The sequence below is a fragment of the Enterobacter sp. 01-M-02-SI-ECC genome, assembly GCF_047530595.1.
In the GTDB taxonomy this organism is placed as follows: domain Bacteria; phylum Pseudomonadota; class Gammaproteobacteria; order Enterobacterales; family Enterobacteriaceae; genus Enterobacter; species Enterobacter cloacae_M.
In genome coordinates, this window is record NZ_JBLKCZ010000023.1 from 30,945 (window position 1) to 48,542 (window position 17,598).

Sequence of the window (17,598 nt, forward strand, 5' to 3'; positions counted from 1 at the left end):
AAGTAACTTTTCCACACACTCCGTCAAAAAAAACCATGATTCGCCATCTACCAAAAACACTGCATCAGTCGATCAGAAAAGTAACTTTTTCCTCAACTTTAATTTAGGCCAGTAAGCATTCACGTTTCTTAGGGTGGCGAGTGAACTGGATTTGGAAAGAGAATTTGAATCGTGATTAAGATAGTATCCTGTTTGACCATTGTTTTAAAACTGAACAAACCTTATCCAATGCTCAGTTAGCCGGTGTACTTTTCTCAGATTCGTGGTTTACCTTGAATAGCACTGCCGTGAATAGTTATTTTCCCCGGATGCAGGCATAAAAAAGCCGTGCCCAAAAAGAGCACGGCTTTTATCAGTCAGTATTCACTCCTACTTCTTATTATCATTCAGCCAGTTTTCAGCTCTCTCTATTCTCGACTGATACGGTTCGTTTGTATTGTTAAGGTCTGACTTCATAAAGTTAACGAACGCATCTGCTTTATCCGACCCGAAGCGTGGATCATCGGTCAGTTGCTGACGAATCGCACGCTCTGAGTTTTGTGATGCACTCTCATACGTCTTGATCCCATCACTTCCCATATCCTTATAACGGCTGGTCACCGCGCTCAGACCATCTGACATTTGCAGGTGGTTGCCAACCTTGCCCAATAACGAACTCGGCATATTTACCGGATTCGTTGCATCGTTTGCCAAAGATGCGGGCGTAGTCAGGACCCCAATACCTGAGAGCATGTCGTTTACGGGTTTTGCTCCGATAACGTCAAGCCCTCTGGCAACACTCTCCTGGCCCGATAAAAGCGTACTGCCAATCACACTACGTTCTGTATTGGACTCAATTTTATTACCAGCAAGGGTATCAATCGTGGTTTGGGTTCGTTGGCCAACGATCCCGCCGCCAGAGCCGCCTTCACCAAGATTCGCCCTTATTGCTGAATCAAGAGAGCCTGAAGCCTTGTTGTGCATGTTGAAACCTTCATGGATACTCTGGAGATCATTCATCCCCCAGCTAACGTTGTAGTGACCCAGCTCGGTGAGGAGGCTTTGAGTATCCGCTTTCAGTTGTTCTTTCTCAGCGCCGGTTGCCATTGTACTGGCCCCATAGGTAAACACGGCTTGTGCGGCCAGCTCCGCCCGTTTGTCATCCGGCTTTTTGGTTGGGTCATTTGCAACCCTGTCAAAATAATTCGGGAGGTTGTTTGATATCCCGCGTATCTGGCTATCTCCGTACATAGAATTCAGTTTTTCGCTGGTATTACCCATGCCTGAAGTAGCATGCTTGCCGCCTATACCAGTTTGAAGCTGGTCGAAAGTTTGGTTGGCGTTCTTAACGTCCTGCCCAGCCCCCTGAATTCTTCCCACGGTCTCATTAGTCACTACAGGGGTATTCTTATCCAACGACGAGAGAACACTTTGGTTTTCTTCGCTATAGGAGTTAGCTACATTACCTTTATGAATGCCCTGAATATCTTCTTTACTGACCGAGCCCACATTGTACGGCGTAACACCTGATTCGGTTTGTCCGCCAATATGTTGATTAGCATTCTGCTGGTTCTGTGCCAATCCAGCTTTCGCCTGAGCATCCAGACCTTGCCCTACGTCAGCAACACGATCGGCACTCATTACGCCGGAGGTATCTACATGGTCTGGTGTGCGCTCCTGCGCCTGTGCAATGGTATTAATACCCGATGCATCACCAGTGATTCGGTCAAGTTGATTGGTAATTGGCAGCATCTGTTGAGCGTTACCGCCGAAGTCAGCAACCAGCCCTTTAAGCAGGCTGGAGGTCTCACGCAGATCCTGCTTATTGCTCTCAGCCGTTTCACCCCTGGCAGTATCAATCGCAATTTTTTGCTCACTAAAGTCGCGTGTCGTTGCCACCAGCGCATCAGTTCGCTGGAGTTGTGATCCCAACTGAGTGCTGGCCTTAAATGTGTCATTGTAAGAATTGAATTTATCCATAAACGCATTCTCATCAAGACCATTTTTCCGTGCAAAATTACGCACATCATCATCGCTGAAGTTTTTATTACGAATAGAATCGGAGAATCTGTCTAGGTTGACAGACTGTCTTGAGTCGAGTGTCATGCCGGTATTAGCGCTGGCGTTCGTTGAAAGTGACGTCGACAGATTTTCGGCCATTGTCTGTGTTGCCTGGTTCATTTTTGATGCAGCTTCTTTGAATGCATTGGTCTGTGCAAACTGATCACTGTTTACCTGAGAAGCCGCTTTACTCATTTGTTCAGAAAGTCCTGAGTTTTCTGACAATTGAGTCGTAATAGCTTTATTCAAATCAGTTAAGAGGCTATCACTGCCTGAATTCGATTTTGAGATCCCTGAACCAACGGTACCCGATGCTTTCAGACCTAGTGAATCCATCACTTTCTGACCTATGCCCCCAGCCCCCCCTTTTCCAAGTTTTTCCTCGCCACCAAGTCCCAAACTTCCATTGAGGAGAAGGTTTGACACCACACCAGCTAATTGCTGCGAATTAATTCCGTGCTTCGCCCCTACGCTATTAGCGACGTTTGCACCGGCCTGGTCTGTATATGATTTCAAGTTTTGCAGATTCGAGGAAAATTGCTGGCCCGATTGCCCCGAACGACCAACTTCACTCATCTGATTGTAGGCCTGCTGGAATGAATTACTTGCTGCACTCATGACTGATGAGGTCATTGCCGCCCCTTGTCCCTGGCTTGACGCGATACTTGAACCTGCATTCCACGTACCGAGTCGGAAGTTACTGGAGTCCATGGCCCCGCCACCGCTGAACCCCTGCCCGGTGCTTGTCAGTGCTGTACGATTAACATCCCCAAATGATGATTTTCCGCTATTTGGCGCATCCCACACTTTCGGCGTGAGGTGGCTGGAGTCCACAGGTGCGGGTGGCGTAACTCCTTTCATCGCATTCATCATTGGATGAATGGATTGCGTCATCAGGAACAGCGTCAGGACTGGGATAAGAGCATAGAGCGCTGATGCAACTGATAAGTAAGAACTATATGTTTCGGCAAGCCCTGGTAAGCCCATCCAAGTCACCGCGTTACTCTGACTATTCAGTGTGCTCCATGTATCAAGATCCGCTGTTGCCACCTTCTTCACGTAGGCATTGACCATCACCGCAGTAATCGGCCACATATTAACGAAGAGAATCAACTGAAGATATTTTGCCGCTGCGGCAACACCGTTTCCGCCGAGTGCAAGCAGCATGAGCAATGCAAACGGAGCAACCATGTACGCAAACATTTCAAGAAACGCAATTGCCGCACCAGATAATTGCAGCCAGAGCTGCCCCTGAGATGCCATGGTATTCGTACGTTTTAATGATGCCTCAAACAGTTGCATATCCGAGGCCAGACCAAGTGGGGTTTTGTATTTACTGGCACCATTACGTAGCTCATTCATGATGAACAAAGAAAGCGTCGCGTCATAAGCGCCAATCGCCTTGCCATACATGCCGTTCGCCGACGCCATTACATCCGTGAAGCTCGATCCGGATGCGGCACCGCCCGCCTCTTCTGGGGTAAGAATACCGTTTGTTTGCCCAATCAAAGCAATCGTCTGTCGAGCCTCCGGGGTGCTCGTTACCTGTTTAACGGTCGACCAGACCTCTTCACAAGTCGCTGACTTTGAACTATTCACACCCACGATGTTAGCAGATGCGTTCTTCAGCGAACCTTTCATCGCCTGATTAATGCGTTCCATGCTTTCCGCGACATTTGAAGAGAAAATATCGTTAAAAATGGTTTCTTTCCCAGCGATTTTCGCGCTTGAGTTTTGTGTTCCCTTGAGGCAGTTATAGGCCAGTGATTGCACTGTCGCACACACGTTCATCGCACCTAATCCGCTAACTGGTTCGGGGAACGCTGAACAATACCCCTGGCTGTCCCCGCCCCATTGTAAGAATTTAACGAAGCGAATCATCGGGCCAAGAGTAATGTCATCATCAAGCGTGGTTGCGGCAAAGTCGATCGGCGCCAGCGGATCAAACGCCGTTTTATAGTCTTTGAGTAGGCCCTGGCTAAGGTTAGTGGTTACAGTTCCCATCGCCGCGATAAAAACAGGAATACCATCGACATTTCTCACTTCACCAGACTTAACCGATTCAATAGTCACATCCACGCGTACTATTGCCATCGAAAAAAGAATCAGCCCAAGAATCCATGAAAATATCGGCACCTCTGCTTTTGTCGGGTTCAACAGCCAAAGCCATGTTTTATAAAACAGGCTGGCTCCAGCCAGCACCGCTGCCGTGGTGAGAAATGCTTTTACACCGGTATATTGTGAGAAAATCAGGGCAATCCCGTTAAGGGCGGACCACACGAACTCGATATCACCTACTGTATAGATGTTGTAATCCATATCAGACCTCAGTTACCTGTGCCACGAAGACTTTCCATGAACGCCTTCCTCTTTAATCGGCGATCATCCCATGCTGAAATGACATCAGAGCTGTTACCTACCTGGCTACGGGTGAGCTCGTAAGCTGCTTTTACCTGATTGCTAAGGTTTTCAGATAACCGAGTCAGGTCCTGCCGCCGTCCGGAAAGTGATTCACTGGGGATATTCATAGCGCTGATCTTTGCTTCAACTTGCCGAAGCATGTTAATGACAAGGCTGGTGGCCGCTATTGCACTGATATCCTGGATATAGGCATAGCCTTCAGGGACATCAAAAGTCTGAAGAGAATCAAGAATTGTTGGGATGCCGATATAAGAAATAATGCGTAATTCATCATCAGAGATCCTGACATCGCTGATTGCCTTTGTTTGAACCTGAATTAGGAGGTCTGAAATCGTATCCTTCAGTCCTTTGAAACCACCATCCATCACTTCAGACATAACCAGGCATTGCGACTTTCTCGCTGAAGCAGGATCGGGTACAGGCGAACATTTGAGCATTTTTATGGAGCCACCAGCCGGAGGACCCATGATGAAATCCGATACCGTCATCGTCGATGGACGAACTTCCATCCCCGCTTTTTCACCTTTAGCATCCCAGTTGATAATCACAGTGCCGACAAGCGACATCAGCTGCTCTGCGAGTTTGTAGCCAGATAATTCAGTCACGCCACCGATATTCATAGAACCTTTATCGATGTCCATAAATGACATATAGAAAAGGTTTCCACTGAATTTTTCAGCAAACTCTTCAGGGTCTTTTGCTTTTACCTGGGAGGTCACAGTTTCTGGCGACTTGGTCATTGATGAACCGAAATCAGGCAACAATCCATTAAGAGTACCAAGCATTGAAGCTGGGCCGGAACTGACCGCATTCGCATACTGGCTGGGTGGTCCAACATTTTCAGAAAGAAACGAGTAAGTAGCGTTGCAGGAATCTTTGGCAAATTTGTTCAACGCCTGCAATTTGTTCTGGATATCATTAATAGTCGCAGCACAGTCAGCACAGATTGCCGATACCGCGACATTAAATGCATAAATCGCGGCCCCCTGCGCGATACCGCGAGCAACCTGCACCAACTGATCTCCGTTAATCATACTGAATGAACCGAGGAAAACATCGATGCCGTTACAGCCGACGGAAGCTTTGGGGAAAGACATTGAAACTAAATTGGTATTCACGTTTGTTGTGCGGTAGGAAAAAGAGCCGCCAACCACACCGGTACGGGTGGCCGTTTCAAAACTGGCCGGGCTGGTTGTCGTCATCATTCCATTAAAAATATTACGCATGGCGTTATCGGCACCGGCATTTGGTGCAATCATCGCCGTGCAAACGGCTAACGACAAAAGTAACTTTTTTGCACAAACATGGAGGTTAGCGCGCATATGGGCCTCCTAAACTGCCACCAACATTCAAGTAGTTCACAGGGTCCGCTGTAGGCATATCGTACCCTTCCAACTTCTGGTCCATTATTCGTTGCAATAAGAACGGGTCAGATTCCATTTCTGATTTATTCACTGTAATTACGCCATCCTCACCAATGGTATATTGGCGCTTAATATCTAACGTGGATTGGAATGAGGCATCATCAATCAGGTTCATGCCCTTTGCAGCCAGAATAATAGTATTCTTGAGCTCCTCAGCAGTGATCATACCTTCGCTAATTCGTTGCGCTGATGACCCGTCTTTCGACACAAGGAAAATAGTTGGCACTTCGCGGATTTTGAATTGATCAATAATCTGCGCATTAGGGACAGAGAAATCCTGGAACAACCCATTTTGTAATGGTCTGCCATCCATGCTGACAGGGAGAATGTCGACCGAATAGTAATTCTGCATAAACTGGAGGATTTGACTTTCTTCGTGGCAGAACTCACAGGTACTCTGGAAAAAGAAAAAGAGCCCGGATCTTGTGAAAATATCTTTCATTACCGTCTGCTGGTTTTTTTCCACAACCGTACGATGTGCATCCAAGGCAACCTTCTCAACCGGCTGTCTTCGTTTTTCAGACATCATTGGATTTTTAAGAAAATAATCTTTCGACTTATCCGAAAATCGCGTACCGATATCCAACATTAAACGTTGCGCTGTATAAAACCTCGATAAGTTTTCAGGGGTCGGATTATCCATTGCCTGAGTCAAAAGCCGGGGCATATTGTCCTTTAGCCACTTTGAATTAAGATCAATCTTTTCTTCTTGTACTGGCTGGGACGAAGATGCAACAGGAGGCGTAGTCTCATTAATTTCTTCCTCAGTTTTCCGGGCTGGGTCGTCATACCAGAAAAAACCTTTCTTAAAGGCTTGTCCTGACACAAATGGGGTGTCTTTGATAAGGGTCTGGTCTTCATTTGCATGGACGCCAGTTATAAACAAAGACATCAGCACTAACATCTTTGAAGGCAGTAACGTTAATCGAGTCATTCACCGATCTCCTCATGGAATAGAGGTATGATGGCATAAAAAAAATCACCGGGAGTTCGATAACGGAGTAGATTTCATGCGTTAAAAAACCAGAAATGTGACGCCGACAAAGCCCCAAAAACGACAGTTCAACACAGTGTCCCGGTAAAGACATGGTCTGTAAGAGAGAAATGGATTAATTATATGACGGTACAGTAATGCAAATTCGCGTTGTCATTCAGACAACACTATCCAGATTATGAACGATCCCCGTACTTTGCTGGTTAACGCATAAGGGAATTTATACTTAATTGAATACCTATAAGAAACGAAATTGGCAGGCGCATCATAAAATCTGGACTTTTCAAAGACCGTAATGAATCAAAGAATGGCAATTCATGTTAGTTATACTTACAGAAAATGAACGTTGGAAGGATAGAGCAGACAAAAAAATACGGATGGTAGTAATATTTAACACAGTATGTTTTAGATACGTCAGAACGGAAGCCGTCTGAAAATAAACAGCAACATGAGGAACCATGTGTAACGGTATGCAAGCCAAAGATTTAATAGATAAAGACGACGCAGTCTTTAGATTTTTGGTCTCAGCTTAAAACCACTCACATAAAGTAATAGCTAATCTAACTCCTCCTGAGAATATCTCGCTATTGCAGAGACCGTTGACGACAATCTGCACCGAGGGCAATGAGTATCATTGGTATACGGGACAATGTAAGGCCGCTTGCATTTCGCACAAGTTTCGAGTTCCTCTATTTCTTTCATTGACGTGAGGATCTCAATGATTTTATTGACCTCAGGGGCGCAGACGAAATACCCAAGGTTATGCAGCACGCTCATGATTCGGTTGAAGTCAATATTGCGGAAGCTGGATTCCGGATGAATAGGATCAAAACCGAAGTAATTTACCGCGACATCAATAACCGCAGAAAATGCTCTGCGGTTATCCGAACGACGACTCCACCCTCGAATACCTTTTTTAACGTTTTGTTGAGGTTCCGATCTGAAATCAATATTTTCTGCAACATGGCTTCCATAAAGAATTCTTATTGAGTTTTTATTCGCACCAAGTGACATCGTTTTTGTAGCGCTCAACAACATGTTAGCTTTAGTTTGATCGACTTTAGCCATTTTTATTAATCCTTCAAGAGCACTTTATTTGCCAAAGAGTTGAACACATCCTGACGGTGGCATGTAAACATAGTGTCGTAACGCAATAGTTCCATTAAGTCGTCACTAACTTTACCCAAACGAATGTCGGCAGATAATTCGTATGCCCAGGCAAACACCTTAGATTTTAATGTTGCACTATCATCCCCCAACCCCGGTGTAAAGGCAATTATTCGTGGGAATAGAACGACATCGTTAATTGCTTTGAGTGATGACACACCAACATCTTTTATTGCATCTACGGTAGCAGGCTTTAATCCAAAAAATATACTGACAAACTCAGGTGCAAGCATTGACATAAAGAAGATCTGCATAAAATAATCATTTTGTATGTCTACACACTTGGAGCGTAACTGCTGAATTTTGCTCGGATTATAACAATCTTCCTGCCCATTCAACAAAGTAACTTTTTCCCCTGCATTGTAAATGCCGAAGTCAGTATCGTCACTGTCATATTCACGGATAACGTTAGTGTCACCATCAACAACGGCCATAAAAAATTTATCCCACGAGATCTCTTTACCTAAAGAACGTGGAACGAGGAAACTTCCGGGACGTGTTTCAACTTCGAATGCATTATCAGCCATTGCCCCAAACCCGGTTCCAAATAGACGGCGTTGCAGGAGTGGAGACCCTGTTTGATACATAGAAGATCCGTGAATAGGCAATAACATTAGGAATGCACGGTAACTACGAATAATCGAAATCTCGGTACGTAATAGTTTACCGAGTAGGTTACGCGTTATGTTATCTGATTCTGACATGTGCGGATTGTCCTTGCGTCAATACAATTGTACTAATCTTCTACATGAAATTAAAGTTTGGTTTTTGAATGATGAAAAGTAACTTTTGGAATTTTAATACTGCCTATTTGAGTCTTAAAACTAACCATTCATCCATTGGCCTTACTTGTAACACTTTTTGACCAAACTAACCAGAATTTTATCAAAAAACCCTGCGCTTGCTAACGAAATTTTAATCGCTTAAAAAAATAGCAAAGCCCGAATCGTTATCGGCATTAAGCGGCAATAACATTAGCGAAAAAAGCGATTCAGGATGAATATTTTTCCGATTGATTAACATGACTACTACATAGGGTCACTTCTTGCCGAAAAGTGGTCCTATGAAGCCTCGACATAGGGTCACTTCTTTGTGAAAAGTGACCCTATGTAGCCAAGACATAGGGTCACTTTTTTTAAAAGTGGCACTATGCGCAAAAAACATAGGGTCACTTTTGTTTAAAAAGTGGCACTAGATATATGTATAACTTAGTAAGTAAAACAGCACTTTTCAGATCACGGTCTCAAAATACCCATGGCAGAAAAAGTTACTTTTCTGCCGCGCTTAAATGCGCCCATCTCAGCCGTTCCCGTGTTCATCTGGAGCTGCGCACTATCTGTATTCCTCACGCCTCCGAAGCCCCACCTCAAAATTCTCGATAAAAATCACGGAAAAAAGTCCTGTTTGTGAAAAAAAAATAAAAACCACTTCGGTATAGTGATTTCACATCAGGAGGTCACATGTCTAATTCGAAACTAATAAAGTCACTAGAATTATCACGCAGTTTGATGCGTTCACAAATCGAGGTTCTGCGGGAGGCAGCTGAAGACCTTTGCACAAATTACTGGATCGAGTGGAAAGAACGGAATCATCTGGAGATTAATTTACCCCGGCCTAACAATACGCTAAAGCGTGAGTATCTGGGTTCGTATGCGCCGAAAATTGAATTAATCGGTAATGCCAAAAAAGTTACAATCACCTGGCATAAGTTCAGCCCGTTTAAAACCAGGTCTCCCAGTCATATGTCGAAACGGATTTCTGCGATGAAAAGCGGAAAATATTCGAAAAGCTGCTTTGTTAATCATGCCTTCTGGGAATATGAAATGATCGAAAAAACGGAGGGAGTACTAGAACCCTACAGAGAATTACTTGAGTTCTATCATACTGCGTATATCGAACTGGGACGCAAAATCCGTAAATACTCAAAATCAGAGGTGGCACAATGACCGACGTAACAATTAATGAAAGCAAGCAGAAGACACCTGATGTAAATGCCCGCTCCTCTCAGACTCCTGAAGATAGCCGAAGAGCCACGCAAAGTAAAAATGAACATTACGGCATGGCAACAGTAACTATTACTCCAGGCACGCCAGACTTTAACCGATTTCTTACGGCACGGAATCGTTCCGTAATAAGAGGCTTTAATGATGTTAGCATTGCTATTTCATCATTATTCAGGACGGTTAATGCGGTAAAACACCCTGAATTGGTGCAGGCAATTCAGGACTGGTTTAATGAATTGCACGACGAAAACAATTTGATGAAGCAGAATCTGGAGGCCCACATCGCCACTATTAAGGTTGATGAAAGTGATCCATTCTTCTCATCAACTGAGTTTTCTCCGTTCAGATTTGAATCTGTCCAGTTAAACTTCAACAACCAGAACACGATGCGATTTTATAAGCACATCTTTGAAATGAACAACCTTCTGACCCAGATGTATAAATTCAACTCTCTGGGTCAGCTGCCGGTTAGCGATTACAACGTAATGGCGCACAATATTATCCGAAGTCTCAACATGTATATCGAACGGGTCAAAAAAACACTTAACGTGTCGCGCCGTGTAAAAGGTTCTTACAGTCCTGATGAGTTTATCGAAAAGGTAAAACAGTACAAAAGCGTGCAGGCATATATTGCTGCGGAACTATCTGGTAAACGCCAATAAGGATTATTTGATGAATTTCAGGGCGCTATTCCTAAGTATACAAAGAGTTTTAGGCATCTTCTCCAGTAGGGAGAATGATGTGGCTGAGTTAATGATGAAGGATGTTTCGAGTCTTTCACCATTTGCTCAGATTATAGGGGATCAGAAATACACTGTACCGGATCACCCGAATCTTGAAGTCCTGAAATTCATTGAGTACCCAACTCGGCCAGCTGGGATACAAACGTTTAATGAGCAGTCTATTCTTTCTCTTTACAGAGATAAACTGCACTCAATCTCTATGATGCTGGCAATAAGTGATGGAGACATCCGTGAGGATGCCTTTACCTTCACCAATCTGGTTTTAAAACCATTGATTGAATACATCCGTTGGATTCATTTACTTCCTGCTTCAGAAAACCACCACCATAATGGTATTGGCGGATTGTTGTCACATAGCCTGGAAGTTGCAATGATTTCTTTAAAAAATGCCAATCATTCTGAATTGCGCCCAATTGGGTATCAGGATGAAGAAGTCATTCGCCGAAAAGTATATCTCTATGCCGCTTTTATCTGTGGCCTTGTGCATGATGCCGGAAAGGTATATGACCTCGATATAGTAAGTCTGAATCTGAATGAAACTTTAACATGGGCGCCAAGCTCGCAAAGCCTGCTTGACTGGGCACGTGAAAACAATGTTGTCGAATATGAAATACATTGGCGAAAACGCATTCATAACCAACATAATATATGGTCAAGCGTTTTCCTTGAGAGAATATTAGATCCGGTCTGTATGTCATTCCTCGACCGTGTCAAAAAGGAGCGCGTCTATGCAAAAATGGTTACGGCACTGAATGTCTATAACGATGGCAATGACTTTCTGTCCAAATGTGTAAGAACCTCAGATTATTATTCAACGGGAACTGACCTTAATGTATTGAGGAACCCGATAATGGGTCTGCGGTCGAATGATGCTGCGGCAAGAGCAATAGGTACCATTAAGCATAACTTCACCAGTATTAATATTAATAACTATAAATCCAAACCCATGCACATCATTATTGTAAACGGTGAAGTTTACCTCAATGAAAACGCCTTCCTCGACTTTGTACTTAGTGATTTTGCGGCCCACAAGTTCAACTTCCCACAGGGGGATGCAGGTAAAACTGTACTAGTAGAGTCGCTGGTTCAACGGGGTTATGTTGAGCCTTACGATGATGAGCGTGTGGTTCATTATTTTATTCCCGGGACATACTCGGAAAATGAAATAGCCAGCATCTTCCGAAACGGTATCGGTAAGCTGGAATTTTATAATCTCCTGAAACTTCGCTGGATCGGGTTAATTTTTGACTCATATAAAATCCCGGATTCTGTTCCGGGCCTCTTCAGCGTTAATGCAAATAAAGATTTCATCTATATTGATGAACAGAAAACTGTAACAGAATACAGAAGGCCGGTCCCGGGTCGTGAGTCTGTTACCAGAGTAACGGACACCGTAAGCGACGCCATTGAAGATACTCCACAATACGGACTCAAACTCGTGAACGGCCCTGATGCCGACAGTGTCAACGGTAAAAGCAGTGAAAATACTGAAGCCATCACAGAAAGTGTGGAGGCGGCTGGCACGGATAAAGCAACCGATATTATTGATCCGCAGGTTACTACGCCAACAGATACAGCCGGAACAGGCGGCTTGGATGAAAAGGAACGGGTAGAGGAACATGAAGAGCAGAGTCAGATGCGTCTGGTCGAGCAGCTGCATGAAATGCTTCTGAGCGCCCCACTGCCCCACAACGCAGTCATTAATATTGATTCCGTACCTTACCTTAATCTCGATGCTGCTATTGCGTTAATCCCTGGTATTGATGAGGCGGCATTTTGTGATGGGCCCTTTTTCCAGCTGACGTACCGTGATGGATCACTGGATGGTATGTGGATAGTCCGTGACGTAAACAATCTACGCCTGATACAACTGGGGGATAACTGTGCTGGTATTCAGGTGAGCACCTCGGAACCCCGAACCACTTCTACGCTGAAGTCGCTTTTTGATACGTCAATGTACCAGCCGTTGGATATCCCTGAAAGTCCATCATTAAACGAAGCGGTTTCGCCCCCACAAACACCGCTTGATCTCCCTCCGGCGCGACTGAATACCCCCCAGGCTGTAGAGGCCAATTCGGTAGCTGAACAGATTAACGCCCACTCCGAACCGGAGACCGTCACTGCTTCTGAGTATGAGCAATATGGCCACCTGCTGGAAGAAACCCTAGATAGCGATAGTGAGGCATATTCTGACTTTATAGTCGCCGACAACTCTGTGGTTGAACCCCCCCAGCCTGAGGCGAAAAATAGCGATGTCGCCGAATTCCATGATGAAACAGACCAGGTCGTTGCGCCCGGTAAATTGAATGATCCTGAGGATACCAGAGAGCCACCAGCTCCCAATACAACCGGGAAAGAAGTAATTTTAACAAGTCCTGTGTCATCACAGGACCCTATAAAATCGGAACCCGCCGGGGAGAAAGCGAACCATCTATCTCCGGCCCTGGCTCGTCTGTTTGCGGTAAACACTCAAGCAGAGAAGAAGCATGAAAATCCGCCGGTCACGACTCCAGTGAAAGAAGCCTTTAATCGATCCAACTCTGCCACAGTTCAGGCTCCTATTGCCGTTGACCAACCTGGTGCAGAAGAAAAGGAGACACTGGAAGATTTTACCCTGCTAAGTGGCGGTGAAGTTACAGAACTTGAATACGTCGAAATTGCCACAATGCTTCACCACATTCTGACTAAGTTATCTGGGTCGTTTAAAAGAAAGCGGAAAAACCGATTCATGGTTTTGACCCAGAACACCTTTTTTCTGACCCAGTCATGTGTTGAAAAATACGGGACGCAGTTAAATGCGCCTGAGCTTTTTAACCAGCTTCCTCAATACCAGGTCACCTCCGGCGCCATAGTCAATACAAAATGTTTCGCATTCAACATGCCAACTCTGGTAGCCGCATCCGACCGGGCAAAGGTCGATATTGAGTTAATCATTAACACACTTAAAGATGTAGGGAATCTATAATGGCAAAATCAAAAAGGACCAACCTGCACGCCCAGGAAAACTTTTACAGGCCGATATTGGAGTACAGAAGTGCCTCAGTACTTTTAATTTGCGCCATAATAATGCTGTTTATGGGGTTTCGATCAGATGGGTTGAATATTGCCCCCATCATTTTGTATACCGCTGCCTTCATGCTTTTGGTTTGTTTGTACCGCTGTAAAACGGCATACCCTTATTTGATGGCGCACTGGCGCGTGTTTCAGCGCCAGATTATGTTTATTAGCCTTAAATCGCTCAGGTCGATCAACAAAAGTAACTTTTTCTCTAACGAGCGAAAGTACCGCCAGCTGGTACAAGAGTATAAAAAATCCAACCGTCAGGTACCGGACAGAAAAACCTACTTCTGTAACGGCTTTGAATGGGGTCCCGAGCATGCAGATCGCGCGTATCAAATTGCCAATCTCTCAAGCGATAAAAGAGAGATAGCCCTGCCATTTGCCCTAAACCCCATAGCGCGGCATTTTGAGGCGATGGCCAGATCCATGGGTGGCAGTAACGCCATTTTTGCTGTTGATAAACGGGCGCCAATTTTTGTTACCGAAGATAACTGGTTCGGCCATACCCTCATTACCGGAAACGTCGGTACCGGTAAAACAGTCCTTCAGCGGTTATTGAGCATCAGTATGCTGCATTTAGGCCACGTCATTGTGGTTATTGATCCAAAGAACGACGCAGATTGGCGGCAGTCACTTATGGATGAAGCGGCGGAACTTGGGTTGCCATTTTATAAGTTTCACCCTGCCCAGCCTTCTTCTTCAGTGTGTATTGATGTCTGCAACGCTTATACCAATGTTTCGGACCTCACCTCACGCCTTCTTAGTCTGGTTTCGGTTCCCGGGGAAGTTAACCCATTCGTACAATATGCCGAGGCTCTCGTTTCAACTGTGATCACCGGTCTGTCTTACACGGATAAAAAACCGTCGATATATCTCATTCATAAAAACATGAAAAGCCACATGGCAATCCTGAACCTCACCGTAAAAGTTCTGGAATGCTGTTATGCACGGCACTACGGGCCCGATGTATGGATGGAAAAGGTGAAATATTCTTCGAATGATACTCTACAAGTCCGCTTTAAGCGCCTTGTTGAATGGTTTTCTGCCCACTTCTTGAATTATGAAGGTGCCGAGCCCATTGATTGGATTGATACCGTCGGCCGGTTAGTAGATTATTCTTTGTCTGATCCTGAGCACATGTCAAAAATGACAGCGGGTATTATGCCGCTGTTCAGTCGTCTGACCGAACAACCACTGAATGAATTGCTTTCGCCGTCACCTAATTCACTCACTTCGCGTGAAATAGTCACTTCAGATGGAATATTCAGTACCGGAGGTGTTCTCTATATCTCGCTCGATGGTCTTTCCAACCCGGAATCCGCCCGGGCTATTTCGCAGTTGATAATGTCAGACCTGACGTCCTGCGCGGGTAGTCGCTATAACTCTGATGATGGTGATATGTCCTCACATTCAAGGATCAGTATTTTCGTCGACGAAGCACACTCCGCAATCAACAATTCAATGATAAACTTACTCGCTCAGGGTCGTGCCGCACAAATTGCATTGTTTATTTGCACGCAAACCATTTCCGATTTTATTGCAGCAGCAAACGTTGAGACTGCAAATCGTATTACGGGTCTGTGTAACAATTACATTAGCCTGCGGGTAAACGACACCCCAACGCAAACGCTGGTTGTAGAAAACTTTGGTAAAAGTCCAATTAGTACAAATATGGTCACGTATACGACAGGATCAGAAACCACTTTGCCGCATAATAACTTCTCTGGTTCGATATCAGAAAGAAAGCAAACAACGCTGGAAGAAAGTATTCCGAAAGAGCTTTTAGGCCAGGTTCCAAAATTTCATATTGTGGCCAGACTTCAGGATGGTCGTAAAGTCGTCGGGCAGATCCCGATTGCCGTAAGTGAAAACTCGATGAGACCCAATACAACATTATTGGAGATGTTCCTGAAACCAGCCGGAAAAGTAACTTTGCGTCAGAATGTGGGTTTAGACTATTTAAATAAACATCTAAGGAAATTGCATTGATGGACGAGCAAATTACTCTGACACAAAATCAAATTTTCAGTTCATCTCTGAAAGTCAGTAAAAGCCGTTCGCTTGTTAAACGGCGTATGCAGTCATTAGGCCTGAAGTTTGCCGATTCGCAGGATGTTCGTGACCGTCTGGCAGGGATTGAAAAAGGTGCTTTGAAATCTGTGGGGCAATTTTGCCATGACAACGATGCTGAGTCTTTATCAGCGCTGGCTATTATCCTTTCCGAGCTTTTTCTGCTCCAAGGGGAACTGTCCACCAGCAATGAATACGGTGACCATGAAACAAGTTACTGGTCCGTAGCTCAGGGACCTTGTGATGAATGGGTTCAGTCTCTTCTTACGAGCGAAGACGGACAGCGAAAATTTATTGGTTTTCGCATTACATTCGACAATTCTGAAGAGCGCCGCCGCCTTGTTGATAAAAATTCAAAAATGCTGGGGAGTTATTTACTTCCCTATTTTGTCAATTTTACGAGTGCTGCATCGGCGTTTATTACGCTGCCTGACAGCGTCACGTTTAAACAAGTACAACGCAATAAGCCACTCATTCACCCTGAAACCACATTAAGTCACATTCTTACCATAGAAGACTCGGCGTTTCTCTCTCGTATCAAATTTAAACTAATCTCGGCGATTGACCGCCTGCCCGACCCGACCGGGCTGTATGCCAATATGTTCAACCACATTATGGACCGGGCACTATTAACACACCTCGACCGGGAGCAAATTGATAGCCCTTGTGTGTGCAAAAAGGTCATCTCAACCTACGCAGACACCATGCTAACGCTCCCGGTATTTAATACAGGGATCACCGGGAGATACCGACACTGGACGCCCTGGGGGATTAATTTTGTTGAGTTTAGCCGTCAGGCTGCAAAGGAAAAAGCCTGTGTCTATGTTCCTGAACCCGGTCAAATTCATTGGAAAAGTCCGGAGCATAAGGAACTGGCTGAGTTCAGCCTGATCAACCACATAATCCCGCAGCAATACCACTGGTTGCTGGGTGTGCCAACAATCTGGCGAAGCCACTACCGTGACCATGGCGACCGATTAGACTTATTCAGGGAGTGGAGGGACGCAAATGGCTGCGGATAATTCTGCACGGGCAGTATTCATCAGAGGACTGCTTTTTTTAGGGATGATGCTTTATCTTATTTATAGTCTGGGCTTCCAGAATACTGACGATCTAAAGCAACAAATCACTCAGGAGGTGAACGCCAGTCGTAGCCTCATTTCTAATGACCGGTGGTTGTCGGTTATTGCAAATAGTGAAGCTACTTTGTCGACTCTGATTAATGACTATAAGCTGATCGAATATCTGAATACGATACTGATCCCGGAAACGACGAAACCTGCGCGTGGGCTGAATTACGTTGCAGAGAAGATGTCATCGGTAAACTACACTGTGGCAAAGAATCTCCCCTTGCTCATTTATCAGTCCATTTTCCGCTGGAATCTGATACTCGGCTGGCTGATTGTGTTTTCACCTTACTTAATTGCTATGCTCGCTGACGGCATGTATCAATGGAAATTAAAACGTTACGTTTTCGGTAATGTAACCGTTCAGTTTTACAGGATCTGGTTCAGAGCCTTCTGGATAATTGGTGCATTAACCTTTGTTTACCTCTCAATGCCTAATATGTCTCTTTTTAACAATATCGCTCAACTGTTCCCCCCTGTCGCATTGCTGATATTGGGAATTGCACTCAACCGCTTGTGGTCTAACTTTCAAAAACTTATGTAATAAGG

General features: G+C 44.9%; 11 protein-coding genes. 6 read left to right on the plus strand and 5 right to left on the minus strand.

Annotated elements, in window-relative coordinates; translation table 11 throughout:
• Positions 1-369: 369 nt before the first annotated feature.
• The 5 genes from ACMWLG_RS21200 to ACMWLG_RS21220 all read right to left on the minus strand — a co-directional run bounded on the left by ACMWLG_RS21200 (position 370) and on the right by ACMWLG_RS21220 (position 8,750).
• Positions 370-4,359 (minus strand): conjugal transfer protein TraG N-terminal domain-containing protein, encoded by a 3,990-nt coding sequence (locus tag ACMWLG_RS21200; RefSeq protein ID WP_015062997.1) that lies wholly within the window; start codon positions 4,357-4,359, stop codon positions 370-372.
• 8 nt (positions 4,360-4,367) lie between these two features.
• Positions 4,368-5,783 (minus strand): IncHI-type conjugal transfer protein TrhH, encoded by a 1,416-nt coding sequence (gene trhH / locus ACMWLG_RS21205; RefSeq protein ID WP_015062998.1) that lies wholly within the window; start codon positions 5,781-5,783, stop codon positions 4,368-4,370.
• Entirely contained in the window at positions 5,773-6,819 is a 1,047-nt protein-coding gene (locus tag ACMWLG_RS21210) for a thioredoxin family protein (RefSeq protein WP_015062999.1), read from the minus strand. Before ACMWLG_RS21210 ends, trhH begins: the two co-directional genes overlap by 11 nt.
• 615 nt (positions 6,820-7,434) lie before the next feature.
• Complete coding sequence (locus tag ACMWLG_RS21215; RefSeq protein WP_015063000.1) at positions 7,435-7,947, minus strand: hypothetical protein; 513 nt, start codon at positions 7,945-7,947, stop codon at positions 7,435-7,437.
• A gap of 5 nt (positions 7,948-7,952) precedes the next feature.
• Positions 7,953-8,750, minus strand: a complete 798-nt coding sequence (locus ACMWLG_RS21220; RefSeq protein ID WP_015063001.1) for a hypothetical protein — start codon at positions 8,748-8,750, stop codon at positions 7,953-7,955.
• Between the two features lie 756 nt (positions 8,751-9,506).
• On the opposite strand from ACMWLG_RS21220, the gene mobI reads away from it, so the two are divergent.
• Genes mobI through ACMWLG_RS21250 form a run of 6 tightly spaced genes read left to right on the plus strand, consistent with a single transcriptional unit; the run spans position 9,507 to position 17,593 of the window.
• Positions 9,507-9,992 (plus strand): conjugative transfer protein MobI(A/C), encoded by a 486-nt coding sequence (mobI, locus tag ACMWLG_RS21225; protein ID WP_015063002.1) that lies wholly within the window; start codon positions 9,507-9,509, stop codon positions 9,990-9,992.
• Complete coding sequence (locus tag ACMWLG_RS21230; RefSeq protein WP_015063003.1) at positions 9,989-10,711, plus strand: hypothetical protein; 723 nt, start codon at positions 9,989-9,991, stop codon at positions 10,709-10,711. The genes mobI and ACMWLG_RS21230 overlap by 4 nt, the downstream gene beginning before the upstream one ends.
• A gap of 10 nt (positions 10,712-10,721) precedes the next feature.
• Positions 10,722-13,757, plus strand: a complete 3,036-nt coding sequence (gene mobH, locus ACMWLG_RS21235; protein WP_414763027.1) for a MobH family relaxase — start codon at positions 10,722-10,724, stop codon at positions 13,755-13,757.
• Positions 13,757-15,841, plus strand: a complete 2,085-nt coding sequence (traD, locus tag ACMWLG_RS21240; protein ID WP_015063005.1) for a conjugative transfer system coupling protein TraD — start codon at positions 13,757-13,759, stop codon at positions 15,839-15,841. Before mobH ends, traD begins: the two co-directional genes overlap by 1 nt.
• Positions 15,841-16,944: a hypothetical protein gene (locus ACMWLG_RS21245; RefSeq protein ID WP_015063006.1), complete on the plus strand. Its 1,104-nt coding sequence runs from the start codon at positions 15,841-15,843 to the stop codon at positions 16,942-16,944. The genes traD and ACMWLG_RS21245 overlap by 1 nt, the downstream gene beginning before the upstream one ends.
• Positions 16,931-17,593, plus strand: a complete 663-nt coding sequence (locus tag ACMWLG_RS21250; RefSeq protein ID WP_015063007.1) for a DUF4400 domain-containing protein — start codon at positions 16,931-16,933, stop codon at positions 17,591-17,593. The genes ACMWLG_RS21245 and ACMWLG_RS21250 overlap by 14 nt, the downstream gene beginning before the upstream one ends.
• Positions 17,594-17,598: the final 5 nt, after the last annotated feature.

Bases quoted from the DNA above. Each gene is read 5' to 3' on its own strand.
- mobI (WP_015063002.1), top strand. From the start codon at position 9,507: ATGTCTAATTCGAAACTAATAAAGTCACTAGAATTATCACGCAGTTTG.
- traD (WP_015063005.1), top strand. From the start codon at position 13,757: ATGGCAAAATCAAAAAGGACCAACCTGCACGCCCAGGAAAACTTTTAC.
- ACMWLG_RS21230 (WP_015063003.1), top strand. From the start codon at position 9,989: ATGACCGACGTAACAATTAATGAAAGCAAGCAGAAGACACCTGATGTA.
- ACMWLG_RS21220 (WP_015063001.1), bottom strand. From the start codon at position 8,750: ATGTCAGAATCAGATAACATAACGCGTAACCTACTCGGTAAACTATTA.
- ACMWLG_RS21250 (WP_015063007.1), top strand. From the start codon at position 16,931: ATGGCTGCGGATAATTCTGCACGGGCAGTATTCATCAGAGGACTGCTT.
- ACMWLG_RS21215 (WP_015063000.1), bottom strand. From the start codon at position 7,947: ATGGCTAAAGTCGATCAAACTAAAGCTAACATGTTGTTGAGCGCTACA.
- ACMWLG_RS21200 (WP_015062997.1), bottom strand. From the start codon at position 4,359: ATGGATTACAACATCTATACAGTAGGTGATATCGAGTTCGTGTGGTCC.
- ACMWLG_RS21245 (WP_015063006.1), top strand. From the start codon at position 15,841: ATGGACGAGCAAATTACTCTGACACAAAATCAAATTTTCAGTTCATCT.
- trhH (WP_015062998.1), bottom strand. From the start codon at position 5,783: ATGCGCGCTAACCTCCATGTTTGTGCAAAAAAGTTACTTTTGTCGTTA.
- mobH (WP_414763027.1), top strand. From the start codon at position 10,722: ATGAATTTCAGGGCGCTATTCCTAAGTATACAAAGAGTTTTAGGCATC.
- ACMWLG_RS21210 (WP_015062999.1), bottom strand. From the start codon at position 6,819: ATGACTCGATTAACGTTACTGCCTTCAAAGATGTTAGTGCTGATGTCT.